The sequence below is a fragment of the Halomarina rubra genome (assembly GCF_023699475.1).
GTDB classification, from domain to species: Archaea; Halobacteriota; Halobacteria; order Halobacteriales; family Haloarculaceae; genus Halomarina; species Halomarina rubra.
Map to the genome: position 1 here is coordinate 653,254 of NZ_JALXFV010000003.1, position 18,923 is coordinate 672,176.

General features: G+C 69.1%; 17 protein-coding genes. 12 read left to right on the top strand and 5 right to left on the bottom strand.

Going from position 1 to position 18,923, the window contains the following annotated elements; genetic code table 11:
• From M1L36_RS08600 to M1L36_RS08610, 3 genes are all read left to right on the top strand, one after another.
• A complete protein-coding gene (locus M1L36_RS08600; RefSeq protein ID WP_250873298.1) occupies positions 1-1,080 on the top strand; it encodes a DUF7973 family transport facilitator in 1,080 nt (359 codons plus the stop codon).
• Positions 1,081-1,233: 153 nt separating this feature from the next.
• The gene (locus tag M1L36_RS08605; protein WP_250873299.1) at positions 1,234-2,409 is read left to right on the top strand and encodes a Cdc6/Cdc18 family protein; all 1,176 of its coding nucleotides are present in this window, start codon (positions 1,234-1,236) and stop codon (positions 2,407-2,409) included.
• 97 nt (positions 2,410-2,506) lie between these two features.
• Positions 2,507-2,872, top strand: coding sequence for a methylglyoxal synthase (locus M1L36_RS08610; protein ID WP_250873300.1), 366 nt, complete (start codon positions 2,507-2,509; stop codon positions 2,870-2,872).
• Between the two features lie 2 nt (positions 2,873-2,874).
• Here M1L36_RS08610 and M1L36_RS08615 read toward each other — a convergent pair whose 3' ends face one another.
• A complete protein-coding gene (locus tag M1L36_RS08615; protein ID WP_250873301.1) occupies positions 2,875-3,723 on the bottom strand; it encodes a DUF8054 domain-containing protein in 849 nt (282 codons plus the stop codon).
• A gap of 86 nt (positions 3,724-3,809) precedes the next feature.
• On the opposite strand from M1L36_RS08615, the gene M1L36_RS08620 reads away from it, so the two are divergent.
• The 8 genes from M1L36_RS08620 to M1L36_RS08655 all read left to right on the top strand — a co-directional run bounded on the left by M1L36_RS08620 (position 3,810) and on the right by M1L36_RS08655 (position 12,233).
• Positions 3,810-4,787, top strand: a complete 978-nt coding sequence (locus M1L36_RS08620; RefSeq protein WP_369694221.1) for an aldo/keto reductase — start codon at positions 3,810-3,812, stop codon at positions 4,785-4,787.
• A gap of 113 nt (positions 4,788-4,900) precedes the next feature.
• On the top strand, positions 4,901-6,001 hold the full coding sequence (locus tag M1L36_RS08625; RefSeq protein ID WP_250873303.1) for a TrmB family transcriptional regulator: 1,101 nt from the start codon (positions 4,901-4,903) through the stop codon (positions 5,999-6,001).
• A gap of 132 nt (positions 6,002-6,133) precedes the next feature.
• Positions 6,134-7,666, top strand: coding sequence for an extracellular solute-binding protein (locus M1L36_RS08630; protein WP_250873304.1), 1,533 nt, complete (start codon positions 6,134-6,136; stop codon positions 7,664-7,666).
• 4 nt (positions 7,667-7,670) lie between these two features.
• Complete coding sequence (locus tag M1L36_RS08635) at positions 7,671-8,657, top strand: carbohydrate ABC transporter permease (RefSeq protein WP_250873305.1); 987 nt, start codon at positions 7,671-7,673, stop codon at positions 8,655-8,657.
• Position 8,658: 1 nt separating this feature from the next.
• Positions 8,659-9,615, top strand: a complete 957-nt coding sequence (locus M1L36_RS08640) for a carbohydrate ABC transporter permease (RefSeq protein WP_250873306.1) — start codon at positions 8,659-8,661, stop codon at positions 9,613-9,615.
• A complete protein-coding gene (locus M1L36_RS08645; protein WP_250873307.1) occupies positions 9,615-10,799 on the top strand; it encodes an ABC transporter ATP-binding protein in 1,185 nt (394 codons plus the stop codon). The genes M1L36_RS08640 and M1L36_RS08645 overlap by 1 nt, the downstream gene beginning before the upstream one ends.
• Positions 10,799-10,999, top strand: a complete 201-nt coding sequence (locus M1L36_RS08650) for a DUF8005 family protein (RefSeq protein ID WP_379819811.1) — start codon at positions 10,799-10,801, stop codon at positions 10,997-10,999. Before M1L36_RS08645 ends, M1L36_RS08650 begins: the two co-directional genes overlap by 1 nt.
• A gap of 97 nt (positions 11,000-11,096) precedes the next feature.
• A complete protein-coding gene (locus M1L36_RS08655) occupies positions 11,097-12,233 on the top strand; it encodes a Gfo/Idh/MocA family protein (protein WP_250873308.1) in 1,137 nt (378 codons plus the stop codon).
• Positions 12,234-12,257: 24 nt separating this feature from the next.
• Here M1L36_RS08655 and M1L36_RS08660 read toward each other — a convergent pair whose 3' ends face one another.
• The 3 genes from M1L36_RS08660 to M1L36_RS08670 all read right to left on the bottom strand — a co-directional run bounded on the left by M1L36_RS08660 (position 12,258) and on the right by M1L36_RS08670 (position 16,231).
• A complete protein-coding gene (locus M1L36_RS08660; protein ID WP_250873309.1) occupies positions 12,258-13,220 on the bottom strand; it encodes a carbohydrate kinase family protein in 963 nt (320 codons plus the stop codon).
• Between the two features lie 50 nt (positions 13,221-13,270).
• Entirely contained in the window at positions 13,271-14,929 is a 1,659-nt protein-coding gene (locus tag M1L36_RS08665) for a glycoside hydrolase family 13 protein (protein ID WP_250873310.1), read from the bottom strand.
• A 117-nt stretch (positions 14,930-15,046) separates the two neighbouring features.
• Positions 15,047-16,231, bottom strand: coding sequence for an MFS transporter (locus tag M1L36_RS08670; RefSeq protein ID WP_305794384.1), 1,185 nt, complete (start codon positions 16,229-16,231; stop codon positions 15,047-15,049).
• A 226-nt stretch (positions 16,232-16,457) separates the two neighbouring features.
• Between M1L36_RS08670 and M1L36_RS08675 the strand changes: the two genes are divergently transcribed.
• Positions 16,458-16,886, top strand: a complete 429-nt coding sequence (locus M1L36_RS08675) for an NUDIX hydrolase (protein ID WP_250873312.1) — start codon at positions 16,458-16,460, stop codon at positions 16,884-16,886.
• Between the two features lie 12 nt (positions 16,887-16,898).
• Here the strand turns inward: M1L36_RS08675 and M1L36_RS21565 are convergent, their stop codons facing one another.
• On the bottom strand, positions 16,899-18,404 hold the full coding sequence (locus M1L36_RS21565) for an oligosaccharide flippase family protein (protein WP_250873313.1): 1,506 nt from the start codon (positions 18,402-18,404) through the stop codon (positions 16,899-16,901).
• Positions 18,405-18,923: the final 519 nt, after the last annotated feature.

Below are 18,923 nucleotides of genomic sequence, written 5' to 3' on the forward strand. Positions count from 1 at the left end.
ATGCAGGACATCCTGCTCCAAATCCCCCTCCTCGACGTAAGCGTCGAGGAGTTCGCGCTCCTGTTCATCACGGCGCTCGCAGGCGGTGCCTTCGGTGCTGCGCTCGGAGCGCTCCCCGCGTTCGTCTTCACCGGCTTCGTCGTCTTCCTCGGTGAGGGTCTCGCCATCCTCGAAGGGAACCTCGGCGAGGCCGGTGTCGCCGCGTCGGGAGACATCGCGACCGGCGTGACCGGTGCCATCGGGTTCGGTGCCGTCACCGGCCCACACATCGCCTTCGCGGGTGGTGTCGCCGCGACGGCCTACGCCGGCAGGCGGTATCCCGAGATGGGTGGCGACGGCGAGGGCTACCACTTCGGGAAGGAGATAACCTACGCGTTCGGGACGAAACCCGACATCCTCGCCGTCGGAGCGCTCTTCGGCGTGCTCGGCATGCTCATCACGGAGGTCGCGGGGGCAATCGGCGTCCCGACGGACAACATCGCGCTGTCGGTGTTCCTGACGGCGATGCTCGCACGCGTCGTCTTCGGCTACCCGCTCGTCGGCAAGGCCGCGGGTGGGAGCCTCTTCGACATGTCGCCGTTCGAACGCGGCGAGGAACGAGTGGCCGCCGACGGCGGCGCTGGGCGAGTCAGACCCGCGACCGAACCGTGGCTCCCCCACCAGTACAAGTGGTCGGGCGTGACCGTCATCGGTCTCGTCGGTGGGCTTCTCGGCGGCTACATCTGGATCCAGACGGGGAGCATCTTCATGGGCTACGCCATCTCGGCGATGAGTCTGCTGTTCCTCAACCTCGGCGTCGAGAAGATTCCCGTCACCCACCACATCACGCTGATCGGGGCTGCGGGTGCCGTCGTCGTCTCCGCGATGTTCGGGAACCCGGTCGTCACGCTGCTGGCCGCCGGCGTCTTCGGGATTCTCAGCGGCATCCTCGGCGAGGTGACCCAGCGCATCTTCTACTCGCACTCGGGGACCCACGTCGACCCCCCGGCGATGGCCATCGCGCTGGCGATGCTCGTCCTCGGGGTGCTCTTCCTCGTGGGCCTGATTCCCAACGCGGGCTACCTCGACCTCGCGGCCTGAGGTCCCCGCGATGGCAACGCTCTCGGTGGTCGACCGGCCTCGTCGTTTCGCACCGCTCTGCAGCGGTCGCTCCGCCTCGTCGGTCGCTCGGACAATCGTGGTTGTTTTGACGACCTGCGGAGAAGTTCCGGTGAACAGAGCCGTGGAACACCGATGGACTTAGACGAGCGAATCCAGCGTCGACAGCGCCGTGGCGACGAGCCACGCCTGGTTCGTGAGTACGAGTCACTGTCGCCGGTCGCGCACGTCGCCGAACCCTCCGACCGGGGACCCGTCTTCGAGCGGTTGCTCGACCACCTCGAGCCGGTGTTCGACGGGAACCTCCCACCGAACGCCTACCTCTACGGCCCGTTCGGCTGTGGAAAGTCGGCCGTCGTCACGGCGCTGTTCGCGCGGTTGGCTCGCCTCCCGACGGAGACGCGTCCGGTCATCCACACGAGCACGCGGGCCGCCGAACCGACCTCGCCGGGGTTCGTCTACTTGGACATGCGCGCGACGACGAGCGAGTTCGCCTTCTACCGAAGCGTCCTCGACGCGCTCGTTGAGGAGTCGATTCCGAAAGACGGCATCAGCACCGAGGAGGTCCGGGCCCGACTCCACCGTCGCCTCGGCTCCTCGCGAACCGGCATCGTCGTCGCCGTCGACCACGTCACCGACCCGGGGAGCATCGACACCGACGACCTGGTCGCCCTGTTCGCGGGCCTCCCGAGCAACGTGAGTTGGCTCGCCATCGGGCGGGCCGACCCGTCGGCGACACGACTCGTCGAGTACACGGCGACGTCGATTCACGTCGAGCGCTACCGCCGCCAGCCGTTGGTCGACGTCCTGATGCAGCGGTCGTCGATGGGGCTGGCTCCACAGGCTCTCGAACACACACTCGCCCGGCAGATAGCCGAGTGGGCCGCCGGCAACGCACACGACGCGCTGGCCGTCCTGTTCGTCGCCGCCGACCGGGCGAGCGACGAGGGTCGGACGCGACTGACCGAGGGCGACGTCGCCGCGGCCACCGCCGAGATGCCACGACCCGCCATCTCGCTGGGCCGCGTGCTGGCGCTGCCCGCGAACGAGCAGTTGGTCCTCCGGGCGCTGACGGAGCTTCGTCCCGAGGACCGCGTCTCGGTCGGCCGGACGACCGAGGCGGTCAGCGCCGCCCCAACGGTCGACCTCTCGCCGGGGACGGTCAGGCGGTTCCTCTACGAGATGGCCGAGGCGGGCATCGTCGAACGCGTCCAGACCGACGGCAACGACGGCCGCGGCCGACCGCCGAGCCGAATCGAGTTCCCGTTCCCGCCGACCGTCTTCCGTCGACTGTACGACCTCGACCGGTGACCCGGGCGGGACCGACGCGTCCACCGGGGCGCTCCCGTCGTCCGGGGTCGGTCGCCGCGCGCTGAAGCTTCATATCGACGCCACGCCGAGACGGTCCATGCGAATCGCGCTCATCGCACACGACGAGGAGAAGCCGGCGCTCGTGGCGTTCGTCCGTGAACACCGCGAGACGCTCGCCGCCGCCGAACTGATCGCGACCGGGACGACCGGGAGACGCATCGTCGAGGAGACCGGCCTGCCCGTCGAGCGGAAGCGCTCGGGACCACACGGCGGCGACCTTCAGATCGGTGCGGAGGTCGCAGACGAGACCTGCGACGCGGTCGTCTTCCTGCGTGACCCGCTCACCGCACAACCCCACGAACCCGACATCTCCGCGCTGATGCGTATCTGTGACGTCCACGACGTCCCGTTGGCGACCAACCACGCGAGCGCGGAGGCGCTGCTCGCGATGCTCGCCGACTGAGGTCAGGACTCGTAGACGACGAGGCTGACCCGGCAGTTCGGGCACGCCAGCACCGGGTCGGGCTTCGACAGCGGCGTCGTGTGCCCGCCACAGCACGAGGCGGTCGTCGACTCCCGCAGCGGCGTCCCGCAGTCCGGGCAGTCGGTGAGGAACGTCCGCAGGGGACTCGCGGCCCGTCGCGCCACGGCGTCGGGCACCCGCCCGTCGAGCGCGCGCACGGCGGCCACCTCGGCGACCGCGACCGGCCGCGACAGCCACACCTCGCCGTCGTCCGGTCCCGTCACGTCCTCCCCGGCAGAGACGACCACCCAGTCGCCGTCGAGTCCCTCGACGACCGTCGCCGTCAGGGCCGGGACCGTCTCGCCGACCGCCGCCGCGAGTGCCGCCGTGTCGCGACCGGCGAGCGGGGCCATCTCCGCGCGCCACGTCTCCGCGAACGCCGGGTCGAGGTCGACGCCGTCCTCCTCGACGCTCACGACGCCCGCCTCGACCAGCGCCCCGAGCACCGCCTCGCCGTCGAGCGCCGCTCCGTTCGAATCGGGCGTCCCCAGACTCCCCGTCCGGTGACGGTCGGGGGCGTCCGCGTCGAAGCGGTCGCGGTGGAACCACGCGTCGGGCAGCGGCGAGGCGGCGACGAGGCGCGGGGCGAACGCCGGCGTGTAGGGGACGACGTACCCGCGGAGCCAGACGAGCGTCCCCCCGACGACGGCGAGGAGGGTGGCGAGTCGCCGGCGGCGGCGGGCGAGGACCAGCGAGACGGCGGCGACGACCAGCGCGTTGACGAGCGTGCAGGGCCAGCACCGCCGTTCGCCCGTGTGCTCGGGGCGACGGAGGCTGTCGAGGAGTGTCATGGCGAGCGGTTTCGCCGCGGGGGGAAAGAGCGTTCCGCCGGTAGGGCTTTCGCCCCGTCGTGCGTCGCGGGGGCATGGGGACCGACATGGCGTACACACGACTCGGCTCGACGGGGCTGGAGGTGTCCCGGCTCTGTCTCGGCTGTATGAACTTCGGGAGCGGCCAGCCCTGGATGATGAACGACGAGGCGGCGAGTCGGGACCTGCTCGACGCGGCGCTCGACGCGGGCATCAACTTCCTCGACACCGCCAACGTCTATTCCCAAGGGGAGAGCGAGCGCATCGTCGGCGAGGCCATCGCCGACCGCGACCGCTCGAAACTCGTCGTCGCGACGAAGGTGTTCTTCGAGATGGGCGACGGCCCCAATCAGTCGGGGCTGTCGCGAAAGCACGTCCTCGACCAGTGTCGGGCCTCCCTCGACCGACTGGGGCTGGACTACGTCGACCTCTACCAGATCCACCGGTTCGACGACGACGTACCCCTCGGCGAGACGCTCCGGGCGCTCGACTGGCTCGTCGAGGAGGGTCTCGTGCGGTACGTCGGCGCGAGCACGATGCCCGCCTGGAAGTTCACCAGAGCGCTGTACGAGGCCGACGCCGACAACCTCGAACGGTTCGTCACGATGCAACCGGAGTACAACGCCGTCGACCGCCACGAGGAGGCGAACGTCCTCCCGGCGTGCGAGGCGGAGGGCGTCGGCGTCGTCCCGTGGTCGCCGCTCGCGGGCGGTTTCCTCAGCGGGAAGTACGAACGCGACAGCGCGCCCGAGGAGGGGCGGGCGGCCACCGATGAGTACACCGAGGCGCGGTTCACCGAGGAGAACTGGGCGGTGCTCGACGAGGTTCGCGCCATCGCCGACGAGAAGGGCGCGACCCCCGCTCAGGTGAGTCTGGCGTGGCTGCTCCACAAACCGGTCGTCGACGCACCCATCGTCGGGCCGCGGACGAAGGCCCACCTGGAGGACAATTTGGGGGCGCTCGACGTCTCGCTCACCGACGACGACCTCGAACGAATCGAGGCGCCCATCACGCCGCGCTGGCCGGCCCCCGGGAAGGACGCCTGACCGGCCGACTCGCTCGCCTTCCCCGACGCTCCGACCGCAAACTCCCTCGAACCGCCCGACGCCAGTCACACGAGCGGCGAGGTTTAACGTTCGCCCGCCGTCCAACCCCCCGTATGGATACCGAGGAGCTCATCGAGACGTTCGAGGCGGCGGGGCTCTCGCCGTACCAGGCACACGCCTACGTCGCCTTGCTCGACCTCGGCGCGGCGTCCGCGACCGAACTCGCCGAGGCCAGCGGCGTCCCGAAACCCCGCATCTACGACGTCCTCGACGCTCTGGAGGGCCACGGCTTCGTCGAGACCTACGAGAACGACGCGCTCTGCGCGCAGGCCCACAGCCCCGACGAGGTATTGGCGGCTCTCAGGGACCGCGCGGGGCGACTGGAGGCGGCGGCGACCGAGGTCGAAGAGCGCTGGGAGGAACCGGACCTGGAGAACAACCGCGCGAGCATCGTCAAGCAGTTCACGACCGTGCTCAACCGCGCCGAGGAGTTCGTCCAGGGGGCCACCCACCAGATTCAGCTCTCGGCGACCCCCGACGACTTCGAACGGCTCCGCCCCGCGCTCCGAGACGCCCACGAACGGGGCGTCTCGACGCGCGTCTCCATCCACACCCTACCCGACGAAGAACCCCCGTCGGTCGACCGGTTCGAGGGCGTCTGTATCGAGGCGCGCCACCGCCCGCTCCCCGCCCCGTTCGTCGTCCTCGTCGACCGTCAGCAGACCTGCTTCGCCCACCACCCCGGTTCGTTCGAACAGTACGGCGTCCTCGTCGACGACCGCACTCACACCTACGTGTTCCACTGGTACTTCATGACCTGCCTCTGGGAGCACTGGGAGACCGTCTACTCGCTCCCCACCGACGAACCGCCCGTCGAGTACGTCGACATCCGCTACTGCGTCAGCGACCTCAACGCCCTGCTGGCCGACGACGCGACCGTCACCGTCCGGGTCGAGGGCTACGACCTGGAGACGGGCGAGGAGGTCGTGTTCACCGGGCGCGTCGCGGACACCCACTACGCGCCGGGGCCGCCCGACGGGGACGCCACCCGCATCCTCCAACTTGCCGGCCAGGTGACAGTAGTCGTCGAGACCGACCGCGGCGAGGTCAGCGTCGGCGGCTGGGGCGCGGTCGTCGAGGACGTCGAAGCGACCCGTATCACCGTGGAGTCGGTCACCTACCCCGACCGCCCCGACCGGCGGAGTGAACGGTAGACGTCCTCTCTCAGTATCACATCATCGACCGTGACTGTTGTCGGCTCGACTTCCAATTCGTGCGAAAGCAGCGTTTACAACAGCCGTTGTACCGACAGTAGGTATATACTCTTACCGATGACATAAGGTGGTATGCCCGACAAGGGTTCGCATACCGGAGGCGAGGACAGCTCGAGTGTCTCCCGTCGGACGTTCGTGAAAGCGGCTGGCGCTGGCGGTGCGATGGCCGGCCTCGCCGGTTGTATCTACGGCGACAGCGGCGGCAACGGCGGTGGCGGCGGGAACGGGAGCGGCGGGAACGGGAGCGGCAACGGCAGTGGCGGCGGCAGTGGTGGAACCGTCCGCTTCGGGTTCGACCCCGTCGCCGCCCAGGAGAACGGCGACGCCATCGTCCAGGCGCTCTACGACAACGGTCTCTCGCAGGACATCAACGTGCAACTCGTCCCGGGGGCGCAGGACACGGGAACGCGCCGGGACAACTACAACCGCGCGCTGCGGGCCAACGAGAACCAACCCGACATGTTCCTGATGGACAACGGGTGGGTGAACATCTTCATCCAGCGGGACCTGCTCCAGAACCTCTCGCAGGAGGCTCCGAGCGAGGTAGTCGACAGCGTCAACAACAACTACTTCGAGGGGTTCACCGCGACGGCGCGCGCTCCCGAGTCGAACGACCTGTACGGCGTCCCGGTGTTCCCGGACTTCCCGACGATGCAGTACCGCAAGGACTTCGCGCGGGAGGCGGGCTACGGCGACTCCGACTTCGAGACGTGGGCGACCGAACCGATGACCTGGCAGGAGTGGTCACAGCTCACGAAGGAGATTCAGGACGCCACGGGCACGCAGTACGGCTTCGTCACCCAGTGGGACGTCTACGAGGGCACCGCCTGCTGTACGTTCAACGAGGCGCTCTCCTCGTGGGGCGGGGCGTACTTCGGCGGTCGGGACAACCTGTTCGGTCCGGTCGGCGAGCGGCCGGTCACCATCAACGAACAGCCGGTCGTCGACTCGCTGCGGATGATGCGGACGTTCGTCGAGGGGTCGAACTACAACGAGGCGCTCGACGGCTACGCCGGCGGCATCATGCCCAACGCCGTCACCGGCTGGAAGGAGGAGGACGCCCGAACCGCCATCCTCGAAGGTCAGGCCGTGATGCAGCGCAACTGGCCGTACGCCATCGCGCTCAACGCCGCCGAGGACGAGTTGGGAACCGACGCCTACGGCGCGATGCCGATTCCGTACGCCGTCACCGAGAGCGAGGCGTCCCAGCAGGGCACCGGCGGCACCACCGCCGCGCTCGGCGGGTGGCACGCGACGGTCAACCCCAACTCGAACAATCTGGAGGCGGTCTACCAGGTGCTGACGGCGATGACCCAGGACGACTTCCAGTTGACGCTGCTGGAGGTTCAGGGCTGGCTCCCGCCGAAACCGGCGCTGTTCGACTCCCAGGAAGCCCAGGACGTGCCGGTGCTCGGCGAGTACATGAACACGATGAAGGTGGCCGGGGAGAACACGATGCCCCGCCCCGTGACGCCGGTCTGGCCCCAGCAGGCCTCGACCATCGCCCAAGAGGCGAACAACGTGGTGTCGGGGTCGAAGAGCGCGAGTCAGGCGATGAGCGACCTGCAGGGTGCCATCGAACAGATCGAGAACCAGGGCGCCTGACGCCATGAGTGCCGACACCGTCTCCGAAGGCAGGCGAGAGGGAGGGCGCACCAGCGCGTTCTCCGGCGTCGTCCGCTGGGTCGAGAACCTCGGCGAGACGGCGTTCGCCTACCTGTTGTTGACGCCGGTGTTCGTCCTGCTGGGAGCCATCGCGTTCTACCCGCTGTTGCGGACGCTCGAACTGTCGATGTACTCCGACCCGTACGTCGACCCGCAGTTCATCGGCCTCGACAACTACGTCGCACTGTTCGAGGGGAACCTCAACGGGTTCCTCCCGGGGACGACGACGTTCCTCCCCGATTCGCTCTCGTTCGCCGACGTCCTCCGGAGTTCGCTGATGGTGACGCTCGTGTTCACGGTCGTCACCGTGCTGTTCGAGACGCTCATCGGGCTCGGGCAGGCGCTCGTGCTCGACCAGGAGTTCCGGGGCCGCCGGTGGGTCCGCGTCGCCATCATCATCCCGTGGGCCGTGCCCATCGTCATCCAGGGGATGATCTTCCTGTTGATGTTCCACCCGCAGATCGGGTTCGCGACGCCGTTCCTGGCGGACCTCGGCATCATCACCGGGCAGAACACGCTCAACGACCCGTGGAGTTCGCTGTTCATCGTGATGCTCGCCGACATCTGGAAGACGTCGGCGTTCATGGCGCTGCTCATCCTCGCGGGTCTCCAGAGCATCGACCGCTCGCTGTACGACGTCGCGAAGGTGTCGGGGGCCTCGAAGTGGCAGCAGTTCAAGCTCATCACCTTCCCGCTGGTGTTGCCGACCATCGGCGTCGCCATCCTGTTCCGGACGGTGGCGGCGATGCGCGTCTACGGTATCATCGACACCACCTCGAAGTGCGAGATCGTGCCGTCGCTGTCGTGTATGGTCGTCGCGAACCTCGGGTTGAACACCGGGGTCGCGGCGGTCATCGCGTTCGTGACGGCCATCATCATCGCGGCGGTCGTGAGCGTCATCATCTACCAGCAGTACCGGGAGGGGTTCTGAGATGTCGACACAGAGCGACGGACCGCTCTCGCGGTGGGCCGACCGGTCGATGAAGAACCCCGGCCAGGTGTACCGCGCGATGTTCTACGTCGCCGCGTTCTTCTTCATCGTGACGACGCTGTTCCCGTTCTACTGGCTGGTCGTCCTCGCGCTGACGCCCAATCAGGAGATCCTCAACGGGTTCGCCGCGCCGGTGCCCGAGGGGTTCAACGTCGCCGCGTTCGCCCAAGTGTTCGAACAGGTGCCGTTCCACCTCTACATGTTCAACAGCTTCGTGCTCGCGACGTCGACGACCATCATCGTCCTGCTCATCGCGAGCCTCGCGGGCTACGTCTTCGGGCGACTGGAGTTCCCCGGTCGGGGCGTGTTGATGCTCGCCATCCTCGCCATCAGCTACTTCCCGCCGGCGGCGTTCGTCGTCCCGCTGTTCGACATCTTCACCGGCGGGTCGCCGGTGGTGGTGCCGTTCTCCGAACTGGTGTTCGGCAGTCCGGTCAACCTGTTCACGCCGCCGCGACTGGTGAACACGCCGGGGGCGATGATACTGCCGTTCAGCGCGCTGTTCTTACCCCTCTCGATATTCGTCCTCACGACGTTCTACGGCCAGATTCCGGACGGTCTGGAGGACGCCGCCCGCGTCGAGGGGACGACCCGAATCGGCGCGCTGTTCCGGGTCATCATCCCGCTGTCGGCCCCCGGCGTGGCGACCGCAGGGGTGCTAACGTTTATCAGCGTGTACAACGAGTACTTCTTCTCGCAGATCATGGCGCTGGGCAACCAGCCCCAACAGTGGTCGCCACTGGTCGGTGGGATTCTGAGCTACCAGACCCAGTACACCACGTCGTTCAACCTGTTCGCCGCGGCGAGCATCATCGGCGTCCTGCCGGTGGCAATCCTCGTCGTCGTCGCCCAAGAACGCATCGTCAGCGGACTGACCGCAGGAGCACTGAAAGAATAATGGCACGAGTCAAACTCGAACACGTCACGAAACGCTACGAAGACGTCACGGCGGTCGACGACATGAACCTCGACATCAGAGACGGGGAGTTCGTCTGCCTCGTCGGCCCCTCGGGGTGCGGGAAGTCCACGACGATGGAGACCATCGCGGGACTCACCCTCCCTACCGAGGGCGAGGTGTACATCGGGGACCGCGAGGTCACCCGCCTGCCGCCGAAAGACCGGGGAATCGCGATGGTGTTCCAGAACATCGCGCTGTTCCCCCACATGAACGTCAAGGACAACATCTCCTTCGGCCTGCGACTGCGCAAGTACGACAGCGAGGAGATAGACCGGCGCGTCCAGCGCGCTTCGGACATCGTCCAACTGGAGGGGATGCTCGAACGCATGCCCGACGAGATGTCCGGCGGGCAGCGCCAGCGCGTCGCCATCGCCCGCGCCATCGTCCGGAACCCGGACGTGTTCCTGATGGACGAACCGCTGGCGAACCTGGACGCGAAACTCAGGGTGCACATGCGCACCGAACTCCAGCGCCTGCACAAGGAGTTGGAGACGACCATCATCTACGTCACCCACGACCAGGCCGAGGCGATGACGATGAGCGACCGTATCGCCGTCATCGACTCGGGGGAACTCCAGCAGATCGACCCGCCGCTGGTCTGTTACAACGAACCGGCGAACCTGTTCGTCGCGGGGTTCATCGGCTCGCCGTCGATGAACTTCACTCCGGGTCGCGTCACGGACGGTGGGTTCACCTCCGAGAGCTACGACATCGAGTTCGACCCGGCGTCGCTGGGGCTGTCGCCGGGCGACAGCGTCACGCTCGGCGTCCGCCCGGAGGACGTCTACCCGGCCGAACAGCGCGCCTCGGTGAGCGACCCGTCGATGACCATCGAGGCCCGGACGGACGTCATCGAACCAATGGGCGACGAGATATTCGTCTACGTCGTGACGACCGACGAGATGGAGATGGACTTCGAGGCCGCCGAGGCCGGCCAACTGCTGATGAGCGTCTCGCCCGACAGCACCATCGACGTCGACCAGGACATCGAGGTCGTCCTCGACCGCTCGAAGGTCCACCTGTTCGACGACGAGACCGGCCAGGCCATCTGCCACGGTCTCTCGCCGAACGCTCAGACGGGGACGACGACCGAGACGGAGACCGAAGCGGGGGACGACGACTGATGAACGAAGCGGCCCTGCTGTACTACGGCGGTGGCACCCTGCTGTTCTTCTTCTGGGTGTACGGCATCGCCGCGTTCGTCCGCGACGTTCGAGGGCGGTACCTGCCGGCGCTCAGACGGTACCGGCGCGGCCGCGAGGAGCAGCGGGCGGAGGCAGACCGCCGCGAGGAGCGCGAGGAGCGCGAGCAACAGCTCTACTGACTATCGCAGTCGTGTAACTGTCTCGATAGTATGTTTTTCATGAGTGTTGAGGTACGCTTTTCGGTGGACTCGTTGTAGGGGGGAGCGAGCACTACGAATGGGGCACACGACAGAACCTACAGACGGAGCGGCTGCGGTCCGAATCGGCCTCGTCGGCCTCGGCAACATCGGTCGTCACCACGCGACCCAGCTGCAGGCCATCGCGATGGACGACCCCGGCGTCTCGCTGGCCGGCGGGATGGACATCGACCCGGCGGCCCGGGAGGCGTTCGAGACGGAGTTCGGCGTGCCGACCCACGACGACCACGAACGGCTGTTCGAGACCGTCGACGCCGTCGTCGTCACGACGCCCAACTGCTTCCACGAGGAGTACGTCGTCGCCGCCCTCGACGCCGGTGTCGACGTGCTGGTCGAGAAGCCGCTGGCCCACGACCTCGCGAGCGCCGAGCGTATCGCGGCGGCCGCCCGCGACGCCGAGGGCTTCTGCATGGTCGGGTTCCACAACCGGTTCGCCGCACCCGCCCGCGTCCTCCAGAACGCCATCGACGAGGGGCGCTTCGGCGACCTCTACCACGTCGAGGCGAACTACGTCCGCCGACGGGGCATCCCCGGCCGCGGGTCGTGGTTCACCGACCGGGCGGTCGCCGGCGGCGGCGCGCTCGTCGACATCGGCACCCACGCCATCGACTTCGCGCTCCACGTCCTCGACTACCCGCAGGTCGTCGAGGTGTCCGGCGTGACGCGCAACGAGTTCGGTCGCCACGAGGACTACACCTACCTCGAACAGTGGGGCACCGACGGCGAGGGGGTCGTCGACGTCGAGGACTCCGCGAGCGCGATGCTGCGCTGTGCGGACGGCCGGACCGTCTCGCTGGAGGTCGCGTGGGCCTCGAACCGCCCCGAGAACAACGAGATCGTCGTCCGCGGCAGCGACGCCGGGGCGACGTTCGACCACGAGGCCGGCGAGTTGACGATGTACGAGACCGACGACACCGGGGCCGCCCACTTCGCGGACACGCAGGTCCGGACCCGGGACGACCCCGCCCACCGGGCCGAACAGCGCCGATTCGTCGAGGCCGTCCGGAACGGTGGCCCCGCCCCGGTGTCGATCGGCGAGGGCCTGGCCGTCCAGCGCGTCATCGACGCCATCTACCGCTCCTCGGAGGAGGGCCGGGCGATTCGACTCGACGGGACTATCGAGCAGGCCACCCCCATCCAGCAGACGACCGACTGAACGTCGGTTCGCGCCGTTCTCCCGCTATCGCTCCGCGCGGAACGAGCGGACGCGCTCGCGGTCCGGGAGCGCCGTCATCGCGCCCTCGGCGGTCGTCGTCACCGCGGCGACGGCGTTGGCGAACGCGAGCACCGGTTCGAGCGACTCCCCGTCGGCGAGCGCCGCGAGCGCCCCGGCGGTGAACGCGTCGCCCGCACCCGTCGTGTCGACCGTCTCGACGCGGTAGCCGGGGTGGGCGACCGTCGCCGCCCCCCACGGCGCGTCGGCGGTCGCGGACGCTACTGCCCCGGCCGCCCCGCGGGTCAGGAGGACGGTGTGAGGGCCGGCGTCGTGGACGGCGGCGGCTAGCCCCGCGCCGTCGTGCTCCTCGCCACCGTCGTCGAACCCGGCGGCCGCGAGGTCCTCGGATGTCGCCTTCACCACGTCCGCGCGTTCGAACGCGCGGGCGGCGACCGTCTCGAAGTCGTCGGTCCACAGTTCGGGGCGGGCGTTCGGGTCGAACACGACCGTCGCGCCCCGCTCGCGGGCGCGCTCGGCGAGGTCGAACGTCGCGCTCCGGGCCGGTTCCGAGGCGAGGGCGACGCCGCCGACGTACACCCACCCGACCGACGCGAGCACGTCGTCGGGGACGGTCCCCGGTTCGAGGCGGGTGTCGGCGGTCCCCTCGCGGTAGAAGGTGAACGCGCGGTCGGCGTCGGCGGCGTGCTCGACGAACGCGAGCGTCGTCTTCGCCTCGGGGTCGCGTTCGACGAACCGGTCGGGGACGGCGTGGTCGGCGAGCGTCTCGACGAGGACGTCCCCGAACGGGTCCTCGCCGACGCGCGTCCAGAACCACGGCGCTCGGCCGAGCGTGGCGAGGCCGACGGCGACGTTCGCGGGCGCACCCCCCGGTCGGCGGCGGAACCGCTCGACGGTCGCGAGCGGTCCGGCGGTCGCCGGCAGGAAGTCGATGAGCGTCTCACCGGCGACGAGCACGTCGGGGTCCATACGACTGCTGAGCCGTCGGCCACACTAAATCCGACGCTCGTCGCTCGCCGTCAGCGCCGGTAGACGCGTGCCTCGTATGGTCGCAGTCGCCGCTCGTCGTCGGCCGGGGTGTCGTAGTTACCGATTAGCAGGTCTGCGTCCGGGCCGGCCAGGTCGTCGTCGAGCGCGACCGGTTCCGAACCGACGTCGAGCACGACGACCAGCGTCTCGTCGTCGAGCGTCCGCGTGTAGGCGAACACCTGCTCGTGGTCGGCCAGTCGTAGTTCGTAGTCGCCGTAGACGAGCGTCTCGCTGTCGTGGCGCAGGTCGACGAGCCGTCGGTAGTAGTCGAGCACCGACCCCTCCTCGGCGCGCTGGCGGGCGGCGTTCACCTCGGCGTAGTTCGGGTTGACCGGCAGCCACGGGTCGCCGGTGGTGAACCCGGCGTGCTCGCTGTCGTCCCACTGCATCGGCGTGCGGGCGTTGTCCCGCGAGCGCTCGCGGACCAGCCCTTTCACGTCCTCGAACCCGTCGATACGGCCCGAGGCGACGCCCGCCTCGATGTGGCCGAGCGTCTCGGCGTCCCGTATCTCGTCGAGGCTCTCGAAGGGGTAGTTCGTCAGGCCGAGTTCGTCGCCCTGGTACAGGTACGGCGTCCCCCGTAGTGTCAGGAGGAGGGTGGCGAACAGCGTCGCGGACTCGTAGCGGTGAGCGTCGTCGCCGAACCGCGAGACGACGCGCGGCCAGTCGTGGTTCCCGAGGTAGACGGCGTCCCAGCCGTCGCCGAGACCGGTCTGCCAGCGCGTGAGTATCTCCTTGAGTTCGCGCAGGTTCCACTCTCTGACCTGCCACCAGCCCTCCTCCTCGTGCATGTCGAGGGTGATGTGCTCGAAGTGGAACACCATGTCCAGCGGGGCGTCCGGACCGGTGACCCGCCGGACCTGTTCGAGCGTCGCGTTGGGCATCTCGCCGACGGTCATCACGTCGTAGCGGTCGAACGTCTCGGCGGCCATCTCCGCGAGGAACTCGTCGAGACGCGGCCCGTCCGACACCTGGTCGATGCCCGTCCAGTCGATGGTCGGGTCGCCGTCGGGCAGCCCGTCGGGTTTGGAGATGACGTTGACGACGTCCATCCGGAAGCCGTCGATGCCCTGGTCGAGCCACCAGCGCATCATCTCGTAAATCTCCTCGCGGACGGCGGGGTTCTCCCAGTTCAGGTCCGGTTGGTGCTCGTCGAACAGGTGGAGGTAGTACTCGCCGCTGGCCTCGTCGTAGGTCCAGGCTGGCCCGCCGAAACACGACTCCCAGTTGTTCGGCGGGTCGCCGGGGTCGCCCTCGCGCCAGACGTAGTAGTCGCGGTACTCGCTGTCGGGGTCCTCGCGGGCGCGGCGGAACCACTCGTGCTCGTCGGAGGTGTGGTTGACGACGAGGTCCATGATGAGCTTCATCCCGCGGTCGTGGGTCGCGTCGAGCAGCCGTCGCCAGTCGTCGAGGTCGCCGTACGCCTCGCGGATGGCCCGGTAGTCGCGCACGTCGTAGCCGTCGTCGTGGTGCGGCGAGTCGTACACCGGGTTGAGCCACAGCACGTCGACGCCCAACTCCTCGAGGTAGTCGAGTCGCTCGGTGATGCCCCGCAGGTCGCCGATGCCGTCGCCGTCGCTGTCGTCGAAGCTCTGTGGGTAGATCTGGTAGACGACCGCCTCCTTCCACCACGTTCGTTGTTCGGTCATGGATGTCACGTGTATCGCGAGCGTCGCGAGGGCCGACCGCGCCCGTCGCTCGGCACTGTCGTCCGGTAGCGCACCACGTGGCGAATAACTATCGTCGTCGCTCGCCCCCGTCGCGGCTCAGGTGCGCAGGCGGACGGTCCCGAGCAGGACCGTCGCCGCCAGCGTCGTCGCTCCGAGCAGGCCCCATGCGAGGTCGTAGCCGCCGGTCTCGACGAGCAGACCGAACAGCGGCGGGGTGAGCAGGCCGCCGACGTTGATGGCCGTCTGGCCGCCGGCGGTCGCCCCGCCGATGTCGTCGTCGTCGACGAGCGCCGACAGACAGGAGTAGAACACGCCCGTCGAGCCGTGGATGGAGAGGCCCAGACCGACGAACAGGACGGCGACGACCGGGAGCGACCAGTCGCCGGTCGCGAGCGCGCCGAACAGCACGACGGCGAGCGCCATCTGGCCGAGCGCGACCGTCGCCGCGCCCCTCGCGCCACCGAGGCGGTCGGCGAGGCTCCCCGCGCCGATGCGCCCGACGCTGCCTGTCACCTGCGTCAGCGCGAGGACGGCCCCGCCGACGGCGGCGCTCCCCCCGACCACGTCCTCGACGTAGAGGACGGTGTAGCCGAGCATCGAGAAGATGGACGCGCCGACGAACAGCCCCGCCGCGACCAACAGGAGGAACGGGCGGTTCGCCCGGAGGCCGTCGAGGTCGGGCAGCGACAGTTCCCCGGTGCCCCGCGACCCGTCGTACAGCGCGAGGAAGCCGAGCGCGTACCCCCCCGCGAGCGCCGCGACGACCCAGAACCCCAACTGCCACGCCGCGACGGCGGCGATACCGGTGACGAGCACCGAGGCGACGCCGCTCCCGGCGGTGACGCCGACCTGCTTCAGCCCCATCGCGAGGCCCTGACGACCGGGCGGCGAACTGGCGACGATGGCGCGGTTCGAGGCGGGCATCGCCGTCGAGTACGCCGCTCCGAGCAGGCCGCCCGCCCCGAGCAGGAGGCCGTAGGAGGGGGCGAGCGAGACGCCGACGGCGGCGACGGCGAGCGCCGCGAGACCGACGACCATCGTCCGTTTCTCGCCGAAGCCGTCGACGGCGGCCCCGCTGGGGAACAGGCCGAGCGTGTAGCCGAGTAGCGCCGCCGTCAGGAAGACGCCGACCAGCGACTCGCTGAGACCGAACTCTTCGCGGATGATGCCCGTCGCGGCGAACACGGTGTAGTAACAGAGACTCGCGGCGGTCTGCCACCCGGCGACCGTCGCCACCGATGTCCAGTTCCTCGTCGCGCCGGCGTCGGTTGCCACGACCATCGTTCGGACCGTTGCCCGTGTAAGCGTAGCGAGACCGGCCGCGCGTTCCGCTTCCACTGGTCGACCGGCGAGGCGGGTCCTCGAACGATGGAACCGTGGGGGAGGGACGGAGGGTCGGAGGGTCGGAGGGTCCCGCTCTCCGAGTCCGGCTCGACTCGGGTGTTTAAACACACCCGAACTCATTAATGTGTGCACTTATGACACACGAGGTCCTCGATGGAGTAACATGTCCTCCCAGACCGTCACGTACGTCGAGAAAGCCTGCGCGTACATCACCCGCGAGGACGGCGCACTGCTCGTCTTCCGGAGTGCGGAGGACGACCGTCTCCAGGTCCCGAAGGGAACCATCGAAGCGGGCGAGTCGCCGTCGAACGCCGTGCTGCGCGAGATAGAGGAGGAGAGCGGTCTGGCGGCCGTCGGCGACACGACCCACCTCGCGACGGACGTGTGGAACCGTCGCGACTCGCCGCCGAAACGCTACGTCCGGCACTTCTTCCACACGACGGTCCACGAACCGCGCGAGCGGTGGACCCACGTCGTCACCGGCGAGGGTGCGGAGCGCGGCATGGCGTTCGAGTACTCCTGGCTCGACCTGCCGGCGGCCGCCGAGTTCGCGCTGGAACTCGACGACTACCTCCACCTGCTGGACGCCTGAGGTCGTCGCGAGCTACGAGCGACGCGCTCTCGCGAGAATCGCCGCGACCCGCGTCCGGTACCGCCCGGCGAGTCGTCTCGCCAACCGACGGTCCTGTCGTGGCACGCCCGCGAGCGAGAGGGAACGTGCGTACACGAGGAGGCCGAGCGTCGTCCCGCCGACGAGCAGCGCGGTCCCCGAAAGCAGACGGCTGGTACCGAGGAGTGCGAGCGCCATCGCCGTGCCCGCGAGGAGCGGGGCGGTGAACGTCCGGTCGTACGGCCAGACGTCTTCGAGCCAGTACAGCTGTGCGAGGCGGACGAGGTTCGAGACGGCGACCGACCCCGCGGTGGCGAGCGCCGCGCCGACGAGACCGACGTGCGTGACGAGCAGGTAGCTGCCGACGAGGTTGACGACGGCGACCGCCCAGTCGTTCGCGAGCTGGAGGTACTGGTGGTCGGTCATCGACAGCAGCCAGCCGGTCGCGCCGACAGCGTTGCCGACGAGTCGGCCACAGACGAACGCGAGCAGCACCGTCGACCCGCGGGTGAACTCGGGGCCGAACAGCGCGAGCAGCTCCGTCCGGTAGAGCGCCATCGGGAGCGCGAGCGGTATCGTCAACGTGAGCGTCAGCCGGGTACAGCGCCGGTAGACGGCGTTCAGTCGGTCGGTCGCGCCGTCTGCGTGGTGCCGGGCGGCGATGGCGGGCAGGAGTTGGTTGAACGCGAACAGCGGGATGCCGACGACGAACACCAGCGTCAGCGCGACGCTGTAAGCACTCACGGCCGTCGACCCGAGGACGAGGCCGACGAGTACGACGTCGATGCGGCTCTGGAACAGGTGACCGACACGCGAGAGCGCCTCGGGGACGGCGTGAGCGAGGAACGCGCGGGCGTCGACTCCCGCCCCGGCGAGCGTGGGGGCGATCGCGGTGCGGCGGACGAACAGTCCGGCCCCACCGAGTGCGACGGCAGCGGTCGCGACCGCTCCGGCGAGGACGACGGCGAGCGGGTCGTGCCACAGCCACACCGCCCCCGCGAACGCCAGGAGTTCGACCGCCGGCCGGACGACCCGCGTGAGCAGGGCCTGCGTCCCGGCATCCTCCAGCGCGCGGAACGCGCCCGCGACCAGCGCGAGCACCGACCGCGCAGGCAGGAGGAGGGCGAACGCCCGGAGCAGCGCCGGGAACTGCGGGTGCTGGACAGTGTGTCGGTTCAGGAGGTCCGCGCCGACGAACAGCGCCGCGCCGATGGCGACGCTGGCGACGGCCGTCGTCGCGGTCGCCAGTCCGAGGAGCCGTCGTCGTCGCTCCTGGTCGCTGCTTGGGAGGTACCGGACGAGCGCGTTCCCCGACCCGAACGTGCCGAACGCGAGCGCCATCCCGACGAGTCGGCGGCCGAACTCGAACAGGCCGTACAGGACGACGCCGAGTTCGTCGGCGAGGACGTACGCGACCAGCGCCGCACAGCCCTGTGCGAACAGCATCCCGCAGAACGTGAGCACCGCGCCGTGGGCCGCGGACTCGACGTCCTCGGTCACGGGCGGTCACCCTCGTGTGTCGTCCGTTCGCCGTCCGGCCGCGTTCCGGGGTGGGCTGTGGGTGGTCCGTGGTCGTGGCGTCGATACTGGTGACGGCGGTACGAGCGGTCGTCGTAGTGTGCGTGCAAGGGTCTCGTCGGTCGATGGGTGAGAAGCGGGCGAGCGGTGCCCCTGGACAGTGACGACCGGGACGGCCGGCCGATGCACTGCGTACTACCGAGGGGCGTGTCGCCGGGTGCCGAGCAGCGTGACGGAACCGCGAGTGCGACCGTTCACGGCTCCGGTCGTCTCGCGGGGTGTCCACAGTCGGCGAGCCGGTCCCGCGGGCGTGTCGAGCCTACGGACGGGACCACGAGCCCTTGTGCAACGTGAGTCGGTCTGGTCGCCGGGTCGACAAGAACGTTGGGACTCGCCTCGCGCCGGCGACCGCGTGCGGTACGGTTTTGTCGCGAAGGTGGATACTGCCCGGTATGTCCCGCTTCGAGTCCGTCCCGTCTCGCTCACGACCGCCCCGCCGGA